General features: G+C 61.2%; 18 protein-coding genes and 1 tRNA gene. 8 read left to right on the plus strand and 11 right to left on the minus strand.

The features are described 5' to 3' along the window. The first annotated feature begins 41 nt into the window (after positions 1 to 41). Both PPN31114_RS08275 and PPN31114_RS08280 read left to right on the plus strand, forming a co-directional pair. Positions 42 to 1,157, plus strand: coding sequence for a YeeE/YedE family protein (locus PPN31114_RS08275; RefSeq protein WP_150678910.1), 1,116 nt, complete (start codon positions 42 to 44; stop codon positions 1,155 to 1,157). A gap of 105 nt (positions 1,158 to 1,262) precedes the next feature. Next, a tRNA-Lys gene (locus PPN31114_RS08280) sits at positions 1,263 to 1,338 on the plus strand. 88 nt (positions 1,339 to 1,426) lie between these two features. Here PPN31114_RS08280 and PPN31114_RS08285 read toward each other — a convergent pair. The 4 genes from PPN31114_RS08285 to PPN31114_RS08300 all read right to left on the minus strand — a co-directional run bounded on the left by PPN31114_RS08285 (position 1,427) and on the right by PPN31114_RS08300 (position 6,011). Then, positions 1,427 to 2,389 (minus strand): Csu type fimbrial protein, encoded by a 963-nt coding sequence (locus PPN31114_RS08285; protein WP_150678911.1) that lies wholly within the window; start codon positions 2,387 to 2,389, stop codon positions 1,427 to 1,429. After that, a complete protein-coding gene (locus PPN31114_RS08290; RefSeq protein WP_150678912.1) occupies positions 2,386 to 4,734 on the minus strand; it encodes a fimbria/pilus outer membrane usher protein in 2,349 nt (782 codons plus the stop codon). The genes PPN31114_RS08285 and PPN31114_RS08290 overlap by 4 nt, the downstream gene beginning before the upstream one ends. Further along, the gene (locus PPN31114_RS08295) at positions 4,721 to 5,407 is read right to left on the minus strand and encodes a fimbrial biogenesis chaperone (protein WP_246182433.1); all 687 of its coding nucleotides are present in this window, start codon (positions 5,405 to 5,407) and stop codon (positions 4,721 to 4,723) included. Before PPN31114_RS08295 ends, PPN31114_RS08290 begins: the two co-directional genes overlap by 14 nt. 76 nt (positions 5,408 to 5,483) lie before the next feature. Then, entirely contained in the window at positions 5,484 to 6,011 is a 528-nt protein-coding gene (locus tag PPN31114_RS08300; RefSeq protein WP_150678914.1) for a Csu type fimbrial protein, read from the minus strand. A 427-nt stretch (positions 6,012 to 6,438) separates the two neighbouring features. Here PPN31114_RS08300 and PPN31114_RS08305 point away from each other — a divergent pair, with 427 nt between their 5' ends. Then, positions 6,439 to 7,158: a hypothetical protein gene (locus PPN31114_RS08305; protein WP_150678915.1), complete on the plus strand. Its 720-nt coding sequence runs from the start codon at positions 6,439 to 6,441 to the stop codon at positions 7,156 to 7,158. 71 nt (positions 7,159 to 7,229) lie between these two features. On the opposite strand, the gene PPN31114_RS08310 is transcribed toward PPN31114_RS08305, so the two are convergent. The 5 genes from PPN31114_RS08310 to PPN31114_RS08330 form a co-directional block, all read right to left on the minus strand. After that, positions 7,230 to 8,795, minus strand: a complete 1,566-nt coding sequence (locus PPN31114_RS08310) for a complex I subunit 4 family protein (RefSeq protein WP_150678916.1) — start codon at positions 8,793 to 8,795, stop codon at positions 7,230 to 7,232. A 441-nt stretch (positions 8,796 to 9,236) separates the two neighbouring features. Beyond that, positions 9,237 to 9,857 (minus strand): flavin reductase family protein, encoded by a 621-nt coding sequence (locus PPN31114_RS08315; RefSeq protein ID WP_150678917.1) that lies wholly within the window; start codon positions 9,855 to 9,857, stop codon positions 9,237 to 9,239. A 67-nt stretch (positions 9,858 to 9,924) separates the two neighbouring features. Further along, positions 9,925 to 10,875 (minus strand): glycerophosphodiester phosphodiesterase, encoded by a 951-nt coding sequence (locus PPN31114_RS08320; RefSeq protein WP_246182434.1) that lies wholly within the window; start codon positions 10,873 to 10,875, stop codon positions 9,925 to 9,927. 12 nt (positions 10,876 to 10,887) lie between these two features. Next, on the minus strand, positions 10,888 to 12,462 hold the full coding sequence (locus PPN31114_RS08325; protein ID WP_150678918.1) for a hypothetical protein: 1,575 nt from the start codon (positions 12,460 to 12,462) through the stop codon (positions 10,888 to 10,890). 2 nt (positions 12,463 to 12,464) lie between these two features. Continuing rightward, complete coding sequence (locus tag PPN31114_RS08330) at positions 12,465 to 13,367, minus strand: hypothetical protein (RefSeq protein WP_150678919.1); 903 nt, start codon at positions 13,365 to 13,367, stop codon at positions 12,465 to 12,467. A gap of 469 nt (positions 13,368 to 13,836) precedes the next feature. Between PPN31114_RS08330 and PPN31114_RS08335 the strand changes: the two genes are divergently transcribed. The 4 genes from PPN31114_RS08335 (at position 13,837) to PPN31114_RS08350 (ending at position 18,052) form a co-directional block, all read left to right on the plus strand. Continuing rightward, positions 13,837 to 15,219 (plus strand): caspase family protein, encoded by a 1,383-nt coding sequence (locus PPN31114_RS08335; protein WP_150678920.1) that lies wholly within the window; start codon positions 13,837 to 13,839, stop codon positions 15,217 to 15,219. Between the two features lie 164 nt (positions 15,220 to 15,383). Further along, positions 15,384 to 16,037, plus strand: a complete 654-nt coding sequence (locus tag PPN31114_RS08340) for a DsbA family oxidoreductase (protein WP_174987794.1) — start codon at positions 15,384 to 15,386, stop codon at positions 16,035 to 16,037. A 6-nt stretch (positions 16,038 to 16,043) separates the two neighbouring features. Then, positions 16,044 to 17,468 (plus strand): MFS transporter, encoded by a 1,425-nt coding sequence (locus PPN31114_RS08345; protein WP_150678922.1) that lies wholly within the window; start codon positions 16,044 to 16,046, stop codon positions 17,466 to 17,468. A 305-nt stretch (positions 17,469 to 17,773) separates the two neighbouring features. Continuing rightward, positions 17,774 to 18,052, plus strand: coding sequence for a hypothetical protein (locus PPN31114_RS08350; RefSeq protein WP_150678923.1), 279 nt, complete (start codon positions 17,774 to 17,776; stop codon positions 18,050 to 18,052). A gap of 151 nt (positions 18,053 to 18,203) precedes the next feature. Here PPN31114_RS08350 and PPN31114_RS08355 read toward each other — a convergent pair whose 3' ends face one another. Together PPN31114_RS08355 and PPN31114_RS08360 are read right to left on the minus strand one after the other, a co-directional pair. After that, complete coding sequence (locus PPN31114_RS08355; protein WP_150678924.1) at positions 18,204 to 18,485, minus strand: hypothetical protein; 282 nt, start codon at positions 18,483 to 18,485, stop codon at positions 18,204 to 18,206. 79 nt (positions 18,486 to 18,564) lie between these two features. Then, a complete protein-coding gene (locus tag PPN31114_RS08360; RefSeq protein WP_242560011.1) occupies positions 18,565 to 18,792 on the minus strand; it encodes a hypothetical protein in 228 nt (75 codons plus the stop codon). 418 nt (positions 18,793 to 19,210) lie between these two features. On the opposite strand from PPN31114_RS08360, the gene PPN31114_RS08365 reads away from it, so the two are divergent. Next, positions 19,211 to 20,422 carry a DUF1444 domain-containing protein gene (locus tag PPN31114_RS08365; RefSeq protein ID WP_150678926.1) on the plus strand — a complete coding sequence of 404 codons (1,212 nt, stop codon included), beginning with the start codon at positions 19,211 to 19,213 and terminating at the stop codon, positions 20,420 to 20,422. The last annotated feature ends 308 nt before the right edge of the window (positions 20,423 to 20,730 follow it).

The following is a 20,730-nucleotide window of genomic DNA, read 5'->3' on the forward strand; positions in this document are numbered from 1 at the left end:
CGACAATGCTTTGAACGGCCTGGCACGGCCGGTCTCGCCTCATGACAGACGTCGATCTCACCGCCCTCTCCCACACCGTCGTGTGGCTCACCTTCGGCCTGGCCTTCGTGTTCGGCGCCGTCCTGCAACGTACCCACTTCTGCACGATGGGCGCGCTCTCCGACATCGTGAACATCGGCGACTGGAACCGCATGCGCATGTGGTGGCTGGCCATCGGTGTCGCGACCATCGGCACCGGCGTGCTGGCGTCGCTGGGCATCATCGATCCGATCAAGGCGATTTACACCACACCGCGATTCACTTGGCTGTCGTACGTCGTCGGCGGCTGGCTGTTCGGCTTCGGCATGGTGCTCGCCTCCGGTTGCGGCAGCAAGACGCTGGTACGCATCGGTGGCGGCAATCTCAAGTCGTTGCTGGTGTTCGTGATGATCGGCCTGTCCGCTTACATGACGCTCAAGGGGTTGTTTGCCGTGTGGCGTGTGGCAGCGCTCGACAGCGTGCAGACGACGTTTGCCTCCTCGCAAGATCTGCCGACTTTGCTCGGCGGCCTGTTCGGCGGCGATCTGCATCGTGCCCAACTGGTGCTGGGCCTCGTGATCGGCGGTGCATTTGTCATCGCCGCCCTTGCCCGCCGCGAGTTCTGGACGTTCGATAACTTGCTGGGCGGCTTGGTGGTGGGCGCGATTATCGTGGCGCTGTGGTACGTCTCGGGCAAGATCGGTTACGTTGCCGAGAATCCGAACACGTTGGAAGAGAGCTTCGTTGCCACCAACTCCGGCAAGATGGAAGCCCTGTCGTTCGTCTCGCCGTTGGCGTACACGCTGTACTGGCTGATGATGTGGAGCGACACGAGCAACGTGATTACGCTGGGCATTGCGAGTGTGCTGGGCGTAATCGTCGGGTCGTTCGCTTACGCGCTGGTATCGCGCACCTTCCGTTGGGAAGGTTTCCACGGCACCGAAGACACGGCGAATCACATGGTCGGCGGCGTCTTGATGGGTTTTGGCGGTGTGACGGCACTGGGCTGCACGGTGGGCCAGGGGTTGTCGGGCGTCTCGACGCTTGCACTCGGATCGTTCGTGGCGATCATCGCGATTCTTGTCGGCGGCATCTGCGCGTTCAAGTACCAAATGTGGCGTATTGAACGCAGCGTTTGAGGATATTCCGCACCGTATGCGAATAATCGTGCACGAACTGACACATTCGCATCACAGAAGTATTGACACTATGGCGGGGTCATCGCTATAATCTTTTTCTTCGTTGGGTCGTTAGCTCAGTTGGTAGAGCAGCGGACTTTTAATCCGTTGGTCGCAGGTTCGAGTCCCGCACGGCCTACCAAACGAATTCGAAGGGCTGCACATCGTGCAGCCCTTTTTCTTTTCCGCGCGACATTAGCGTTGCCGCCATACGGCTTTCGACAAATCAATCAAAACTGAATCGTCGCCGTAATCGTGTCCTTGTAAGTATCCGGTGCAGGCGTGGACGGCTGCGGGAGGATGCGGCCATAAATGGGAATGCTAACCACGATCCCGGACCCCGTCCCTTGATAAACCGACGTCCCGCCCGTGCCATCTCCCCAAGCGGTGGCATACGACGAGTTCGTATAGAGCTGATACGGAATGGTGGCACCCAGCGTCTGCCCCTTCAGCGTTCTTGCCCCCACCTGCCCGCTCACGCCACCGCTCAACAGAATCTGATACGCGTCATTGTTAGTACACTGCACGCCAAGTGAGCCTTGTGCGGTCAGCGTGTTCGCAAGCGTGGAGGACGGCGCGAACGTGAGGCCCGTCGCATTGATCGTGCAGTTATTCGTCACCGTGACGTTGACGGTAAACGGGCTTGTCGTCCCGCTTGTAAATCCCCCTGTGCCACATGCGGGCGCAGCCAGCAGATAGAACTGATAAGACAACGTGACGTTGTTCGCGGCATACGTCGTCGTGTAGACAGTGTCACTGCTTTGAACGGTCGGCACTGTCGTCTGATTGGCGGCAATTTTTGCGTAGACGTTAATGTCGGTGCTCCCCGTGTAGCCAAGTATCGAATTGCTGAACGTCGTCGACAAAACACTGGCCGGTGTAGTCCCCCACGGTATAGAAGCCCCGGCGTCGGTGTACAAGTCATACGCAATGGTGTTGCCGCTGTTGGATAACGAGCGCGGCGTCGATGCCGAGAAACCCAGACAGATCTTCACATTCGGCACCAGATTGACGAGCGGCCAGGTGCACGTCACCTTGACCGTGCCCGTCGCTGTCAGCGCTGCCCCCGTGATTGGGCTGAAGGGTGTGAACGCCACACTGGGTGGCCCCAGCGAGCACGTCTGCGCTTGCGCTGTCGGTGCGACGAATAGCGCCGTCAAAACCAGTATCGAGAGCAGGACCCAGCGCTTCATCGGACTCGCCTCGGCAACGGTGGTGGCGCGACCGCCTGCGGCGTGCACACGAGGGGCCCGATGCGCGCCATGGCACCTTGCGTCACCGGATCGTAGGCAAACGTCAGGTCACATGTGCCGCCGCCCTGCGTCACCACGAGCGTGTTCTCACGCTGCAACCCGTCGACGAATGTCTGCCCGTCGTAACCGACGATCGTCTGCGCCCCCGTCTCGCGATGCGTCACCCGCGCGCCTGCCTGCAACGGCGTCCCGTCGGCGTTCACCAGCGTGATGAGCGCTGCACGATACCGATGAACAGGGAACGTGACCAACACCCCTGCGCCCGACTCCGGCACCACCGTACGCGACGAAGGCGAGATCGAAAGGTCGGCGGGCAAGTCGGTTGCATCGACGCTGAGTCGATTGACCTGATAACCATTGAGATCCGGAATCACAAGATGGCCGGTGCCGTCGGTGCGCCCGACCGGCAATTGCTCGCGCAGAACGGGCACGTCGGCATCGGCGTCCGTCTTGACCAGTGCGAAGCTGTCGAAGATCCGTCTCGCCGGATGAACACCGCCATCCATGGCCACGAGCGCGCCGGTCAGCCCGAGGCCGACACGCGTCTGCCGGTCATACGTCTGCGCCAATGCCGTCGCTTGCCCATAACGGCCTAGATATTGCGCCTGTGCCTGCCCGATGGTCACGCTGTCGTTGACACCGCCAAGCACGTTCCACCCCCAGCCACCGCCGTAGTCGGCGGTACGCGTGGCGCTGGCGAGCGCCTGCGTCGTGTTCTGCTGACGCGCCCACGACAAGGCCCCCACGGTATTCGGCCCCAACGTGAAGCTAAGCATTGCGAATACGCCGTAGCTACGATGATTGGCCATATCCTGAAACGCGCCGACATTGAGCGAGCCTACCGAGCGCACCGGCCACGAGACGTTAGCGGACAGCACGCGCGACGTTGGAAAATCAGCCCCGGCCATCCCGATGTAACTCAGCGATAGCGTGCGATTTCCCCAGAACGGCGTGGAGATCGTGACGCGATCCATCGTGCTCGGCACGGCAGAGCCACCCAGTGTGGCCAAATCGCGGAAGTCCCCCACCGTGCGCTGAAACAACGAGTCGAACGAGAAATTGCGTGACAGATACTGATACCCGACACCGATCTGCGCCCCATTGCGCTGCCCTGTCGCCCCGGACAACGACCCGCTCACCACCCCATAACCCGATAACGACACCAACGCCCCGACACCGGCGTTCACGAGCCCCGACGAACCTTCCGCGTGATACTCCGTCGTCAGTCGATCCGAAACGCCGTAGCGATACGCTGCCGACGCGGCAACACGATGCTCATAGCCCCACGAGCGAAAGCCATAGTCGGTACGCGGCACCCCCGCTTCGAACGAGTAGCTCGACAGGCCCGCCGCCAGCATCCGGGTATCGATGTACAGCGGAACATTGATGACGCTCTCGCGCCCGAGCGCGTCGCGCGTGACGACCGCAGCCTGAAGATTCCCGATGAGGCCCGGCGTCTCGCGAATCACGAAGGGCCCCGCAGGCACGTTGCCGCCGAAGCGTCGAATGCCATCGAGGTAGACGTCGACCGACGACGGCACCGCAGCCGACCCGCCGAGCGACGGCACGGGGAATGTGACCAGGTCGGGCCGCAGCGCGAAGTTCTTGCGCCACTGCACACCGGCCAGACGAATCGAGCGCGACCAAGCGAGCGAGCCTGAGATCGTGTCGCCCAATTGCAAGGTCGTCATCTCGGCGGCATTGTCGTGACGCCAGAAGGTGTCGTAACGCAGATACGCCGGACTGTCCGACCAGGTATCGAACACCCCCGTCTGGCTGAAGACACCGCCTTGATGAAAGAACCGCAACTCGGTCCAACTCGTTGCACGTGTCATCCGGTCGCGTTCGATCAGCGCGTCGTAATTCAGCAGGAAGCCATTCGACGTCATCGCGTTCGCAGCACGCGGGGCGACGCGGCCGATCTGAAACGGCACCCGTAGCGTGTCGGGCACAGCGATGTCGATACTCTGCCGCGAAGCGTCGTACCGGTATTGAACGCCGCCGATGGCGTCGAGCGGCACCTGCGTGTCGCCGGTAATTTTGAGTTGGCTGACATCGATACCCAGCGACTGCAAATCGTCGGCGGCCGCGCTAAAGCGTCCGTCGCGCATCAAGAAGTGAGCAATGGCCCCGGTAGCCGCCCCGTTGACCGACACGTCGAGGTAGTAGTCGCTCACCAAGCCCTCGGCGGCCGACAGATCGTTGACGGGTGCCAGCGCGCCGGCAAACAGGCTCGCCAACCAGAGCGCGCTCGCACCGGGACGCGCGCGCTCACGGTCCGCCATCGATATTGACGACGGAGCGCGTGGGTACCGTATTGATCGTGGCGTCGATCGTCAGTGGCGAAGCCGGTGCTTTGCCAACCGGCCAGGGGAGCTTGAAGACACGGCGTTGGCCCGCAAGCGCGTAGCCAAGTAAGCCGCTAGTCACCGGATGAGACTTCCCTGCCGCGTCGACGAAACTGGTCGCACCGATTTGCGCGCGACTGCCGCCCAGATTCTGGGCTTCCAGATACCAGTCGTCGCCCATGCGTTTCAACGTGAAACGCAACTCCGGCTTCGGGAGCGCCACTGCCGGCACCACGAACACGGGAATCGAATACCGCATGCGGATGGAGATACCGCTTTGCGTCGGCTGCCCCGGTTCGGGCAGTTCATCGACGAGCAAACGGTAGTTTTGTTCGGCAGCGGGCGGTGCGTTAGATACGCGAACCAGACGAATGATCTGCGCGCCATTCGCCTCGATGCGCAGAATCGGCGGGCTGGCAGCGATCGCGTCGGTTGGGGTGAGCTTGTCTTCGCCCGCTTCCTGCGTCCAAGCGTAGATCCGGACCTGACCGTAGACGGCCGTATCCCCCGGATTGCTCAACGTCAGTCCGATGGCGTTCTGCTTGGCCGAAAACTCCACATTGACCGGAGAAATCTGCAACGTGGCCGCACTGGCGGACAAGCAGATCAAAGCCGCAACGCCCCCACCAACGCGTATGGCGAACCGCTCCGCCCACAGGCGGAATCTTCTCATCGGCCGCGCCCCGCTAGAAGTAGACGGTCGCGGTGATCACCGAGGAATACGTATCTGGCTGCGGAATCGGCCCCGCCGAGACAGGCAACTGGCCATAAACGGTAAATGCCTGCGCAATGCCGTTCCCCGTGCCGGACTGCGTATTGGTGCCTTGCGTCGTGCCCCAGACGGTACCGTGCCCCGAATCCTGATAGAGCCCGTAGCTGATGGTTGCCGTGTTACCGCTTGCCGTCCCCGACATTACGCGCGCGGTCACGGTCGATCCCGTGCCGCTACCGGCACTCAAGCCGAGGTTATAGGGGGTGGTGTTCGTGCAGGTCACCGACACGGTCGATGTCGCGGTCTGCACCGTCGTCAGGCTGGACAGCGAGCCGAAGCTCATCGGTGTCGCGGTGACCGAGCAGCCCGCTGTGATGACTAGCGTGACGGTGAACGTAGCGGTACTCGTGCCGTTGCTGTAGACGGCGGCTTGTGCGGGAAGTGGCGGAACCAATAACAAGCTCGCCATGAGGAGGGTAATGCGCGCAGCTGGTTTATTCATCGTCGGTTTCTCGCAAAACGTCGGAAGGAACTAGCGGGCACAAGGCAATGCAGCTGCCGTTGCCGCACACCATTTGTCACACAAAGTACATCGCACTACGTAACACATAGTGTACATCGCAGTACTTAGCTTGTGTCACGGCGTCATTCCATCTATTGAATTTGCGGAGAATGGAGGTCTTCGCGTGGCTATTGTGCTCGATTCTGCGTGGAATTCGCGCTCAAGACGCCCGTTTGAAAGCGCGCCGCCAAGTGACTGCCGCCCCGTGCCACAACGCTCTGCGGCGCATGTGCGCGGCTAAAGTTTCCAGCTTTCTTGCCGAAATAATGCTTTGGCTCCAAACGACGCTCGACGCTTATCGCGTGTGTCGCACGGAGAAGCGGGTGCGGGAAGTCACCCCGATGAATCAATGCTGCGGAGAAAATGCATGTCGGTAAAAGTTGTACTGGGGGCTCTGATTGGCGTGGCAGTCATCCATTCGGCGGGGGCTGCCGATCAAGCCAACTGGATCACTGCGGCGGAATCGCCCGGCTATCTTTGGCAGGCGAAGAAAGGCAGCGGCAGTCTGATGAACGTGGATGGCAAGAAGGGGACTGGCTACTCGTTCTTGTATCAGGTGAAGAACAAGTCGAATAACACATACGAATACGGTCAGGCGTTCGTGATGCTGGAGTCGTGCAAGAAGGGGTTCGGCTACGTCTACTACAACGGCATGGAAGCGCAGTTTCGCGGCAAAGACGCCTATGTGCGGTTTGGCCCCACCGTGGCCGACAACCTCGGCAGCCTGGCTTGCATGAGCTGGGACGAAGACACCGGCAAGGTCTCGCGCCAAGACAAAGACAATGTCTGGGAACAAGCCGCGAAAGCCGCGCAATCCGGCAATCGCTACATGCTCAAGACCGACACCGTGCAGCGCCGCAACTTCAAGGGCAAGCCGTCGATCTCGGCGCTGTCGCGCTTCGATAACGTCGGCAAGAACACCTTCTCGTATAGCGAATACGTGATCGCCGTGGCCGATTGCCAGAAAGGATTCGGCACCATTTACGAATTGAATTTCGACGGGGCCGTCATCGATAAATCGGACGTCGCACTCGACGGCAATTCGGTGATCTCCACCTTCTCGGGCGCGCTCTGCAACAAGCTGTAAGCACCGCCGCAAGGCAAAAAAATGGGCGCTTGTCAGCGCCCATTTTCATTCGGATATCACCACGCCACGCCTTAAGCGTCCGGCTGCACGCCCTTCACCGTCACGGCCGCATGCCCGGCGGCGTCACCGTGACGACGCCCTGCCACTTCGCTGCTGCCCGGGTCGTTGGGTGCCAGGCGATGCTGCTCGATACCCTGCACCACCTGAATGGCCGTTGCGTCGATGCCGTCAGTGAGCGGCTTCGGGTCGAGACCGATAGCGAGCACCATCACCGCCATCGCACCCAGCAGCGCAAACTCGCGACGGCTCACATCCTTGAGCGATGCCACCGCCGAATTGCCGACACGCCCGAAAATCACGCGCTTGTACATCCACAGCGTGTAGGCCGCGCTCAGCACCAACGTGAGCGACGCAATCGCGCCGATCCAGAAGTTGGCCTTGATGGCCCCCATCAACACCAAAAACTCACCCACGAAGCCCGAGGTGCCCGGCATCCCGACATTCGCCATCGAGAACAGCATCGCAAACGCTGCAAAGCGCGGCATCGTGGCGGCCACACCGCCATAGGCGTCGATCGACGAACTGCCCGTGCGGTCGTACAGCATGCCCGTACACAGCAGCATCGCGCCCGAGACGATGCCGTACGAAATCATCTGCATCACCGCGCCGTCCGTGCCCATTTCCGAGAACAGAAACAAGCCGAGCGTCACCAGGCCCATATGCGCCACCGCCGAATAGGCCAGCAGCTTGCGCAAATCGGTCTGCACCAGCGCCACCAGACTCGCGTAAATCACCGCGATGAGCGAGAGCACCACCATCACCGGCGCAACGAAGTGACTGGCATCCGGCAGCAGCGGCAAATTGAAGCGCAGCAGCCCGTAGCCGCCCATCTTCAACATGCCGAGCATGACGGCAGCACCCGTCGGGCCATCGAGGTGCACGTCCGGCAGCCACGTATGCACCGGCCACATCGGCACCTTGACCGAGAACGCGCCGAGAAAACCGATAAACAGCAACACTTGCACGGCCAACGGCAGATGCAGCTCATGCCAGCGGGCAAGGTCGAAGCTCTGCGTCTGCATGTAGAGATACAGCATCGAGAGCAGCATCATCAGCGAGCCGGTCAGCGAGAAAAAGAAGAACTTCACGGCGGCGCGCGTGCGATTGGCGCGTCCGTACACGCCGATCAGCAGGTACAGCGGCAACAGCGTCGCTTCGAAAAACACGAAGAACAACATGCCGTCCTGCGCCGTGAACACGCCTTGCATCAGGCCCGAGAGCACGAGAAAGCTGCCGAAGTACGAGCTCATACGCGTACTCACCGCACGCCACGAGGCCAGCACCACGATGATGGTCGTCACGCCGGTCAGTGCGACAAGCCAAAGCGAGAGGCCATCGATGCCGACATGCCAAGACGCGTCGAACGACGCAATCCAGCGAAAGCGCTCGACGAACTGCATGTCGGCCACACGGGTATGGAATCCGCGCACCAGCGGAATGATCGGCAATGCCGACACGACGGCTGCGGCGAGCGAAGTCCAGCGAACCGCGTTGGGATGACGATCCTGCCCGAGCAGCATGATGAGCGCGCCGGCCAGAATAGGGGTCCAGATAAGAAGCGACAGGATAGGAAACATTGGGGGGAGAGTCCTGATGTGCTGCAACAAAAACAGAGAGCCGAAGCTCCCCATCGACGCAGCCAGGCACGAACCTACCCCGCACGCTTCGCTCGACGCGAAGCACGCAAATCAAGGCAATTCAATGCCCGCAGGAGGGGACGCCGGCCGCAGCGGCGTCAATGAAGGTCGCAAGCATACGCGGCTAGAAAACATTTTGCATCGCAGCAAATTTTACAAATGATTGCGAGCGGATTTTCCGACCGGTCGGTCGGTGAAAGGACAAATGCGCGAAGCCCCGCCCTGCAATGTCCACCGGTGGACACTTGCGAACGGATGACGATGTCAATCGCGTAGCGCGTCGATTTCGTCAATAACGCATTGCGGAAAATGCAGACACTGCGGGACGCGGGCGCCGCAGCGCCCACGGATGATCGGCGGCAGACCAGCCGCGCGATGACGTTACAGCTTAGGGCGGCGCAGATCGAACATCGGGCCAATTTCCGCGTAGTCGCCGAGATAACCGGCGCGCATGACCGGATGCGCCTTGAACGTATCGAAAGTGCCGTCCTCGCGCAAAAACTCGCGGCGAATATGCACGCCGACCACCTGCCCGAGGGCCAGCCAGTTGTTCATCGGCTTGCCGTCGAGGTCTTGCAGGCGCACCACTTGCAGCAGCTTGCATTCGAGCGATGCAGGCGATTCGGCCACGTGCGGCACCGACACGTTCACGCCCGGCGCTTTCGTCAAGCCCGCCAGATCGAACTCGTCGACCTCGTGCGGCACCGGTGCCGACGTCTTGTTCATCTTCTCGACGAGCGACTTGCTCGTGAGATTCCAGACGAATTCGCGCGTCGCTTCGATATTGGCGATGGAATCTTTGAAGCCTTCGCTACAGAACCCGATGATTGGCGGGAACGTCGCAAACGCGCCGAAAAAGCTATAGGGCGCGAGATTGACGCTGCCCTGCGCGTCGCGGCTGGAAATCCAGCCGATCACACGGGGCGCGACAATCGCTTTGAACGGATCGTGAGACAACCCGTGGCCTTTGGCCGGGTCGTAGAAATGAACGTCGTCTGACATGGGCGGGGGAGAGTAGAGGCAATGACCCGACGATGCTAACGCATCCGGCCCGTGCCTGCTGACGCAATCAACGCTGCCCGATCACTTGCGTCACACGGCGGCAGAAAGCTTGCGCATCGCCATCGATCACCGCCCCGCTGGGCAGCTTGCCCGTGCGTGCCTTGGCATGACCGATCGCCTCGGCGAGCGCCTCGTCGCCCTGCACGGCGTACGCGAACACGGCGAGCCGGGTATCGGCCGCGTCGTCGAGCAAATACGGATTCGCGTCCATCGTGCGCGCGTCGACGTGAACGCCCGCAGGCAAGCCGAGCTGCGCGACGAGATGGTCCATCCACGCGCGATTCAGAACCGGGGCCTTCGCATGCTTCGCGACGAACTTCGTGAGCTTGTTCGACCCCACGGCTTCCGCGTTGCGCCCGTCGAACACGATCAGCCCCATATACCCCTGACGGTCGGCCGTGCGCGCGCAGCGCAGGTTCTGTAGCAGCCCGGACGTCAGAAACCAATTGCCATGGGGTACGCCCTGCTTCATCTGGGCGACCAGCCCTTGAATCGGCGTGCAGTTGCTCACCACTTCCTTGATCTCGGCGTTAAGCGTCTTGCCGGGGAACGTGTTGGCGATGGCGAGCACGTCGGAGAGAAACGGCGGCGGTTCGTTGGTGGCGCGACCGTTGAGCGTCATGCGCGCGTTACGCCAGTCGGCCTGCGTGAGTTGCGCGACGGGCCGAGGGGCACCGGCGAGTACCGAGCGCCCCGTCTGCATGTCGTGGTGCAGTACCCATGTGCCGTCGCTCAGTTGCTGCATGTCGGTTTCGACGCCGTCCCACGCACCGGCATAGCCCGTTTGCAAGGCACGGGCCGAGTTTTCAGGCGCGGTGGCCGATCCGCGATGGGCATGAATCTGCATGCCCAGACAGGCTGCCGACACCGGCGCCATCGTGGTCAACGTGCCGACGGTCACGGCAAGCGCCGCCACGGCAATGCGCCGCACGCGCGGCAAAACAAAGGGTTTCATCATGACGTGCGGTCCTTACTTCGACGGCTTAGCCGCGTTGGCCAGCGGGTCGTAGCCGTATTTGAAGCCCATCAGCACGTCTTGCCGAATCGCCTCGTTGAGCGGATACCCATACCCCTGCCCCACCACGACGACATGGGCGATGTTGGTAAGCAAATGACCGGCCGTCGTCCCACCGCTCGACCACGCCATCATCTGGTGGAACAGATCGCTGCGGGTAATCGCGTTCGACGAGAAGGAAAACACGGCCCACACGCCGATCAGTCCCGAGAACAACACCGCGAGCGTCGCGCGCGAAGCACGTTTGCTCAGTTGCCCGTCGGCACCGGCACGCGAGAGCATGACGCCCTTCGCCGAGAGAAACAGCAATTTCGAGAAGTGGCCGATAGCGCCCAACAACGAGAAGAACAACGCCACCGCAGGCACAATCGCCGCACGCGTGGCATCGAGCCCTTCCTTAGCCCACTTGCCGCCGTCGGCGTAGTCGCTGGCAGGCGCGTCGAGCTGCACCATCATCTTGCGGGTTTCCTCGTCGACCGCCTGATCGAACAATTGCTCGAACGACGCCGCGCTCGTGTAGCTCGCCTGCACCACGGCGCTCGCGGGCAGGTGCATCTCTTCGCGCAGTTTGTTCTGCACGCCACGGCGCGCCACGAAGGCCTCGTAAGACAAGCCCGGCGGAATCGTCTCGCCGCCCACTTCCACCGACTGCACGCGACGTGCCGCCTGCTGGCGGTACTTCACGCCCACGGCGCGATAGAAGTTGAGCATGTCGTCCGGACGCCAGTTCGACGGCAGCGCAGGCAGATCGCGCCGCACACTTGCCGACACCTTGCCGCGGGCATAGAACGGCACCGTTTCAGGCTGCCAGCCCCGGCGGCTCAGGCGCGCACGATAGTCGTTCCAGGCTTTTTGCTGCTCTTGCAACAGATCGGGATCGCCGTCCGAGATCACTGCCGCGTACTTGTTCCAGTCCTTACGCAGACGTTTCATGCCGTCGGTGTACTTGTCGTAGTACGACTGCACGCCGCCCATTTCGCGGCGCACCTTGTCGCGCACGAGCGTGGTCTTCACGGTGCGCGTTTTCTCGTCGAGCCGATCGACCGAAACCGCCATCACCGGAAACAACGCGAGGAAAGCCTTGCCTTCCGGGCGGGCGAAAACGCCATCGTCCACGCCGAGGCCATCGAGCTGCAAACGGCCATCGACCAGCGAGCGCTGCATGAGCACCGTATTCGCCGCCGTGCGGCGAAACTGGGCGTCGCGCGTGTTCACCAGCACATCGACCAGCGTCTTGATCGCGAGGAACACCACCACGATCGTCACTGCGCATGCGATCACGATGCTTCGATACGACGGCTTACCCTGCCCGCCTTTGGCACGGCGCGTGAGCATGAGCTGCAACACGACCAGCGCCGCCGCAATGCCCGAGAGCGTGCGGCCGAAGTATTCGATGTGATGCACGTCGTCGGGCGTTGCCGCCCCGCCCACCACATCGAGCAGCCGCCCGTTAAAGCCAAGTTCGAAAATCAGATACACCACGGTGACGGCGATCAGAAACGCCGTCTGCTTGAGCAAGGTATTGCGCACGATCAGTTCCGAAGGTCGACGCGAACGGGTTTGACTTCTTCAGTGGCGAACGACAGCGAGTTCGACGTGACGGGACCAGCGGGCGGCGCCGGAATGGTGCGGCCACCCGACGTGCTGCTCGGCGGCGAATTGCTCGCGACGGCAGGTGCCGTGGGTACCGTGGGCGCGGGGGCCTGTGTCGGCGCGGGCGTCTTCTGACGACGCTTGGGGGTATTCGTGGCAGCCGGGCGCGTCACGTTGGTGTTGGCGTTTTGCGGCGGCAGCGGCGCGAAGCGATTGGCATCGGCCGGATCGTCGATGGCCTTGAGCGATCCATCGGCGAACGGCTTGCGACGGATATCGACGCCGGGCGGCACCGGAATGGCCGACTGAAGCAGACGGCTATCCATATACGTGTGACGCACGAGACGACCATTCCCGGGGAAATCGAACACGAGGGCGCGGCCGTTGTCGACCAAGTCGGCGCGCGGGCGGTCCTGGCAGTTGCCGAAGGTCCAGCCGAGCACGTCGCTGCCTTGAATGGCGTACAGCACGTACTTGAACGGGCAGTTGTTCTCTTGTGTTTCGAACACCACAACAGAGCGGTCGCCGATCGTCTCCGATCGCACGAGTCGCGCGGTCATCGCGTTGCCCAGCGGCAGCACGCGCATGTAGCGTTCGAGCTTGACGGTGTACTTGCCGTTGCTACGTCGCAACACCCCTTCGGAGCCATCGGCGAGTTTGAACGTGTCGACGGTCGTGCCAAACACACTGGCTTCGTCGAACCCGTACGTCATGTTGCCGTTTTGATTGCGGGTGACGGCGCAGCCGCCCAACCCCAGAGAAATCGCGATGGCACCAAGGGCCATGACGCGTGCACGCCGCATCGCGACGAGGGCGTGCCATCCGCCTGCAAGTCGATTCATTCTTGTTATCTGGTCGTCTTCTTTTGTGTGCCAGATCCGTCCGCAGGGCGATGCAATTCGATCTCAAACGTCTCGAATGTCGCGGCCTGTCGTGCGAATCCTCCCCGGCAGGACGTCGATGACAGCGCGCTTACGTGATTACGCAATTACGTCGTACGCTTCGGCATCCTGAGCGGCGCATTCTCGCATAAATGATCGCGCCGCTGCATGACGAAACCGGTCAGAAGCGGCCCAGAAGCGGGCCAGCGCGCGCGAGCCTATGCCCGCGAGGCATCGTACCGATGTCAGCGCCGTGCAACATCTGTCAGAAAGTACAGGTAGGCGTACGCGCGATTTCGTGGTTGCATACCGCGTTTGCATGGGTATGCTCGTGCACTCGATGCGCGCGATGTACTCGATGCACGCCATGCGCGGTTATGTTCCTTACGCGCCATCCCTGACGCTGTCGCTTCCCCCTTAGCCACACACCATGACGTCTGCCTCGCTGCTCCGTTGCCTGTTCGCCCTCCTCTGTGCGATGACTGTCGCAACGGCGTCGAGCGCCGCCTCGCCCGTTGCCCCCGCGCCCGCCCGCAAAGTCGCGCTCATTGTCGGCAATAGCGGCTACGACGGCGGCGACCGGCTTGTCTCACCGGCAGGCGACGCCAAATTGATGGGCGAGGCATTCCGCCAACTCGGTTTTGAAACGAAGGTCGCGCAGGACCTGTCGTTGGAAGAATTCAATGCCTCGACCGACTGGCTCGCCCAGCGGGCGCGCGGCGCGCAGGTGGCGGTGCTCTATTACGCCGGTCACGGCTTCGAGTCGGGGGGCGACAACTTCCTCGTGCCCGTGCACACGGGTGTGCCGGTCTCTGCCATGACCCGCAAGCTCCTGCTGGAGCGCGCGTCGCGTTTGGCTGCGGTTCGCATGAAAGTGATGGCGTCGTCGCCCGCGTCGTTTATCGCGCTGATCGATGCTTGCCGCGTGCCGTCACGCGGCGCGACGGGCCCGGGCCTCAAGCCAGAAAAAGTCGGTCAGGGCGAGTTGATCGCCTTTTCGACGGCCGATCAGGCAGCGGCGTACGATTCGATGCGCACGTTCGGGCAAGCCATCGACAACAGCCCGTTCGCCTACTACCTCGCCATGAACGTGAAGGCCCCGGGCGCGACCATCAAACACGCCCTCGAACTCACGCAGCAGCAAGTCACCGAGATCACCGGCGGGCATCAACGCCCATGGATTGCCAGCGGTTTGATTGGCGACGTCCCGCTGGCCGCGCAGTATTTGGTCGCTTCCAACCCTGCTTCCAACCCCGCTACGCCGCACAACGCGCCACAGGCGGGCGCCGTGCGCGGTACCTCCAATACCAACAGCGTCGGGGGGCCGTCGAACGACGGCACGCAAGCGCAGCGCGCCAACGCCTGGGACGACGCCGAGTACCGGATAACTACCGCCGCACAACGCGCCGACCGCAACGACATTGCCACGTTGCGCGCCCGCAAGACCGATCCGTCGGCCCTCACCACGTTGGGCATGATTTTTGAGGAAGGCTACGGCGTGACGGCAGACCGCAAGTCGGCCATGACGTTCTACCGCCGCGCGGCAGACATGGGATACCCCATCGCCCAAACGCTCTTGGGCGAAGCCTACTTCGAAGGCAAGGCCGTGCAACGCGACTATGCCGAGGCGGAGAAGTGGTTTGCCAGGGCCGCGTCGCAAGACTACACGCGCGCCCGGCTCGATCTGGCCCACGTGCGGGCGATCCGCGGACAAGGTGCAGGCGGTGGCATGCAGAACTGGGGCGACGCGGCCAAGATCATGATCGATTCGCTCAACCGCCAGCAGCAGCGGATGGTGCCGCCAAAGCCGTAGGCGAACAGGCATCGAGCGGCACGCCGTGTTTCGCACCGTGAACCCGTGTTATGCGGCGTGGCACGTCCCGGCGCGATCTGGCGATTTGTGCGACGATTGCGATGTTGCGTCGCGCCAAAGCGGCGCGTTTTTCATTGCACGCGCCGCCGCGGCGCGCTCAGCCCATGCCAGCCACCCTCAATATCGACTTTGTCTCCGACGTCGCGTGCCCTTGGTGCGCCATCGGCCTTGCCTCCTTGAAGACCGCCCTTGGCCGTCTGGGCGATGAGGTCAACGTCGACCTCCACTTCAGCCCGTTTGAGCTCAACCCCGACATGCCGGTCGAAGGCGTGGCGCTGGCCGATTACATGTCGCGCAAGTACGGCCTGTCGCCCGAGCAACTCGCGCAGAATCAGGCCAACATCAGTGCCCGCGCACAGGCCGAAGGCTTTCCGATGCGCATGGATTTGCGCACGCATGCTTACAACACGTTCGACGCGCATCGCTTGCTGCACTGGGCGCAGACGGTCGGTAACGACAAGCAGCTCGCGCTCAAGGAAGCCTTGTTCCGTGCGTACTTTGCCGACGGCAAGCGCACGAGCGATCCGGAAGTGCTGATCGACGCGGTCACGCAGGCCGGGCTCGATCCCGCCCGTGCGCGCGAAATTCTCTCGACGGACGAATACGCCGAGCAAGTGCGCGCGCTGGAGCGTCACTATCAGAATCTGGGGATTCGCTCGGTGCCCGCGATCATCTTCAACAATCGCCATCTCGTGGGCGGCGGTCAGCCGCCGGAAGTGTTCGAACAGGCCATTCGCCAAATTCTGGCCGAGGGCTGATCCGCCATGTCATCGCTGCCCCCTGCCGCCGACACTTCGGCGGCGAGCGCCCGCACCGCGCCTGCTGTCACCGGCGCGGCCCAGACGCAAGAGCCGCCGGCCACCGGCCGCGGCCTGGCCATGACGGCGATCTTGCTCGCCGTCTCGCTCGCCAGCCTCGACACGGCCATCTGCAACACGGCTTTGCCGCAGATGGCAATCGATCTGAACACCACCCCGTCGGCGTCCGTATGGATCGTCAACGCCTACCAGTTGGCGATGGTGGCGACGTTGCTGCCCTTCGCATCGCTGGGCGAGCGTGTGGGCCACAAGCGCGTGTTCATGGCGGGCGTCGCGGTCTTTCTGATCTCGTCGGTGCTGTGCGCGCTGTCGCCATCGCTCGGTTTTCTCGCCGGTGCGCGGGTGCTGCAAGGTGTGGGCGCGGCAGCGGTGATGAGCGTGAACATCGCGTTGATCCGATTCCTGTACCCGCCGCATCAGTTGGGACGCGGTGTGGGGTTGAACGCGCTGATCGTGGGAATTTCGTTTGCGATCGGGCCGACCATTGCGTCGCTGGTGCTATCGGTGGGCAACTGGCCGTGGCTGTTCCTGATCAATGTGCCGACGGGCTTGCTAGCGCTCGCGTTCGGGCGTCGCAACTTGCCCGACACACCGCGCAGCGAGCACAAGCCCGACATGGTGGCGGCACTGCTTAACGTCGTCACGTTTTCCCTGCTGATCTTCGCGCTGGGGCAAAGCGCACAGCAGGCCGACTGGCGTCTGACGCTGGCCTGTTTCGTGGGTGCCGTGTTCTGCGGGTGGGCGCTGATTCGCCGAGAACGCGGCCATCGCGCACCGATGCTGCCGGTCGATTTGCTGCGCTTGCCGGCGTTCGCGTTGTCGACGGTCACGGCCATCTGTGCGTTTGCGACGCAGGGCCTCGGGCTGGTGTCGTTGCCGTTCTATTTCGAGAATGTCTTGCATCGAAGCCCGATCGAGACCGGCTTCCTGATGACGCCGTGGCCGTTCTTCGTGGCGGCGATTGCGCCGGTCGCGGGCCGCCTGTCGGATCGTTACCCGGCAGGTGCGCTTGGTGCCATCGGCCTCGCGATGTTAAGCGCGGGGATGACCTTGCTCGCGTTGATGCCGGCGCACGCCGAGGTTTGGGACATCAGTTGGCGCATGGCCTTGTGTGGTCTGGGCTTTGGGTTCTTCCAGTCGCCCAACCTGAAGGCGTTCATGCACAGCGCGCCGCCGGAGCGCAGTGGCGGCGCAAGCGGCATGGTTGGTACGTCGCGCTTGCTGGGCCAAGCGACGGGTGCGGCGCTCGTCGCGCTCGCTTTTGGACTCGTGGGTACACACGGCTCCACGCTGGCGCTCGCTTGGGGTGCCGCGTTCTCCGCGGCCGGGTGTATTGCGAGCGGAATGCGTCTGGTGCGCCGGACGGCCTGAGTCGTGGTTTGATTGGCACGTGGCGCTGATGCAGCGCCCGTGCCCTCTCTGCTCGCACGCTAATCCCCCTATCCGGTCGTTCAAGCAACGCGTTGATATTAAAAATAAGAACGTTGATTTCGGCGCGACATAGCTGCTCAAGGAAAGCGGGATAGCGACTCCTCATTCAAACGGTTACGATCACGCTACAGCGAACGATCGCAATCGTGCTGAGGAGTTTTTTGACTGTTTGAGAACTCTGTGCGACGGACGTCGAGAGTAGGCGATCAGTTATCGCAATAAAAATCAGACGTCAGAGGATTCCAATGACTGCAAAGCTTCCGAAGGAAAAGCTGCTCCAGATACTCGAGGCACTGATGGATCCGAACGGACTTTCTGAGCAGGCCTGCGACGACCTTCTGCTGACGTTCTGCGCAGGATGTCCCGACCCTGTAAAGGCGCGCTGGCTCATCGTCGAGTGCCTTGACCCCATGACGAATGAAGAACTCGTTGATCGCGCGCACTCGCTGCCGTTCCGGTCGATGGCGGATGTCCCAGCGAGTGAATTGCCGACCACACACCCCTTGAGGGGTATGGCCGAATAGGGCTATCCCGATAGCATCTCCGTGACTTGTCTGAGTGGAGATTGGTATCCGAGTTTTCGCTTCTGGCCGGTAGTCGCCGTTCGTTAAGGGCCGCTTTCGACCCATTTCAGCCACCGGTCAAAAAGCGGAAAACCGATGATGCCCCGTGATGTTAGACGCCACTCGGTACCCAGTTTTGTTGGTATGGGTCTATCCCGAGTAACCGTAGCCTTTTCTGCATGCCAATGATGCATTGATATTGGCCAGCCGTACCGCTCTTCAACATCACGAATTCTTCCGCCGAAATCTCGTCCTCGCGCCACGCAATCTGGTGCGCACCGGCGTCATAGCGCACAAAGTAGCGGCCTTCTCGTTCGACCACCTCAAGTCCTTCGTGCTGTATGTTTCCGAAGACACGAGTTTCCATGATGTTTATGGATGGATGACTGTTCATGACCTACTCCGGCCATTTATGAAAGGCCGCTTTCGACCCATTGCGGACGTTGGAAAGAAACTGCTTTTAAGTTGGTCTGTCATGTTTGACCGAGTTGCAGGCGCGCCGATTGCCATTCAGGCCAGACAGCCTCTGCAACAATGTCCGGGTAGCCGCGTTTCTCTTCCATCATTGCAGCTTTTGAAGCGGGCATCGCCATGCAAACCGCTGTGTCACGAATGGCAATGACTTCAGCCTCAGTCAATGGCCTGCCCTGTGCCTTTTCAGCGTGTAGAAGAACGGTCACAAGCGCAGGGATGAAAACCAAGCAGAGAGGGTCTTCGGACGGGGACGTTGGCGCTTGCCGTTTTCTGAACATTCCAAACATTTGGCGTAGAAAAGCAAAAAATAATCAATCAAAATTTTCGCAAAGACCGCTCTTGGCCGATTTCTGCCGGTCACCACGGACCGATTGCGACCCAAAGCGGGCTGTTGAGTGGCCCAGAAGCGGTCATGCATTCGCTTGCTAAGGCCCGCCGCACCGATTTCGCAACTCATAGACCGCGGTTGGTCGGTCAGGCGATCAACTTCCGGTTGATGGCTGCTTTAGCATATGGGCGTATCGTATCGAATGCCGGCATCACGGAATCGTTCTGATTAGTCAACAGCATAATTTTGTGCGACCTCAAAACATTGTTATGCTCCCTGTGCCTTTATCACGTTAATCACGTCCTGATATACCGACCATGAGCTTTTTTAACCGCTTTCGCAATCGCAACGAACCTACCGAGAGTGAATTCGCCCAACTTCTCATCGGGGCACTCAAGGAGGCGGGTGACACGCGCTCGTGGGTTTATGAGGCGGAGAATCAGCGGTTGGTGCAGTCGGACGTGCTTCCCAACTCGGCTCCAGGCATCGTTAATCTGGTGAACATGTTCGCCGACTACCTCCTACGCAAGCCGGACCAGCGGCTCGACGTATTACAACGGCAAGCCCAAGCCGTGCTGCCATGGTCGCTGCCGACCACATTTGACGAAGCCAAAGACCGGCTGCGCCCGATAGTTCGTAGCACCACGGAAAGAGGGGTGTTGAGTTTGCAGATGGCCGAGCTGGGCAAGACGCCTCAGGAGCCTGCGTTCAAACATCTCTGTGAGAATTTGGAGCTTGGCCTCGCTTACGATGGTAGCGTGAATATTCTTCGCTTGACTGAGGATCACCTGACTCAGTGGGGGATGGCTTTCGATGACGTTCTGGACGTGGCTCTCGATAACCTCCGCTTGGAGTCAAACAAGCCATGGTTGCAGTTGAGGGATGGCGTTTATCTGTCGCAGTATGGCGACTACTATGATGCGGCCAGAATATTGTTGCCCGATGTTCTTCATCGCATTCCGTTCTCCGGGGCACCCGTGGTGATGGCTCCAAATCGAACTGCCTTGCTGTTGACAGGAGATCGAAATCCAGCGGGTCTACAGACCATGGTCGAGCTTGCCGAGCAGGCACGTGCTCAGCCACGTCCACTACCCGCGTTGATGCTGAAGTGGAACGGAAGTCAATGGGAGCGATTTGTTCCTAAGGGGCTCGAAGAGAGGCTGTCATTGCTTCGCATTCAAGAGCTTGCCGCTGACTATGGCGACCAACAAAAGCTGTTGGAAAATGTCCACCAGAAGCAAGCGCTGGACATTTTTATCGCTGAGTACACTGGCGTCAAACGCGATGCAGGTGGGGTGCTCACGTACAGTGTTTGGACGGAAGGCGTCCATACGCTGCTGCCAGTTACTGACTTCACGGTTCTATATCGACCGTCTTCGAATGAGCGCGCATGCGTTCCGACGCCTGAACTGCTTCGTGAATGCTCGGAGAGCATAGCTTGGACCGAGCATCTCCCAACTCGATTTGAGGTTGTGGCCTTTCCAGCGGATAAATTCGAGGTGCTACAGACACGCTTTCCGACTTTTTGACATCATTCAATTGCCGCTCTCGTTTCAAACGTTCTGCACTGATCACCCCACACCCGAAGAGCCTTCCGCACCCGCCCAAATTGGACTAAAAAATCGGTTTGGCTTCTTCTCACGCTCACCTTAACCTCTTGGGAAATCTGCTATTCAACGTATCCAGTCTCATACACTTTGGCTGGCTTGGGACTTTGGTCACATCATCCGCCGGGATACTCGCGGCGGCGTCGTGAACAACTCAAGATCGCCCATTCAGTTTTCCTCCTGCACCTGTTGCTAGGCTTGTTCCTAACGACAACTGCACTCTTTAGCGC

Source organism: Pandoraea pneumonica (genome assembly GCF_902459645.1).
Taxonomy (GTDB): domain Bacteria; phylum Pseudomonadota; class Gammaproteobacteria; order Burkholderiales; family Burkholderiaceae; genus Pandoraea; species Pandoraea pneumonica.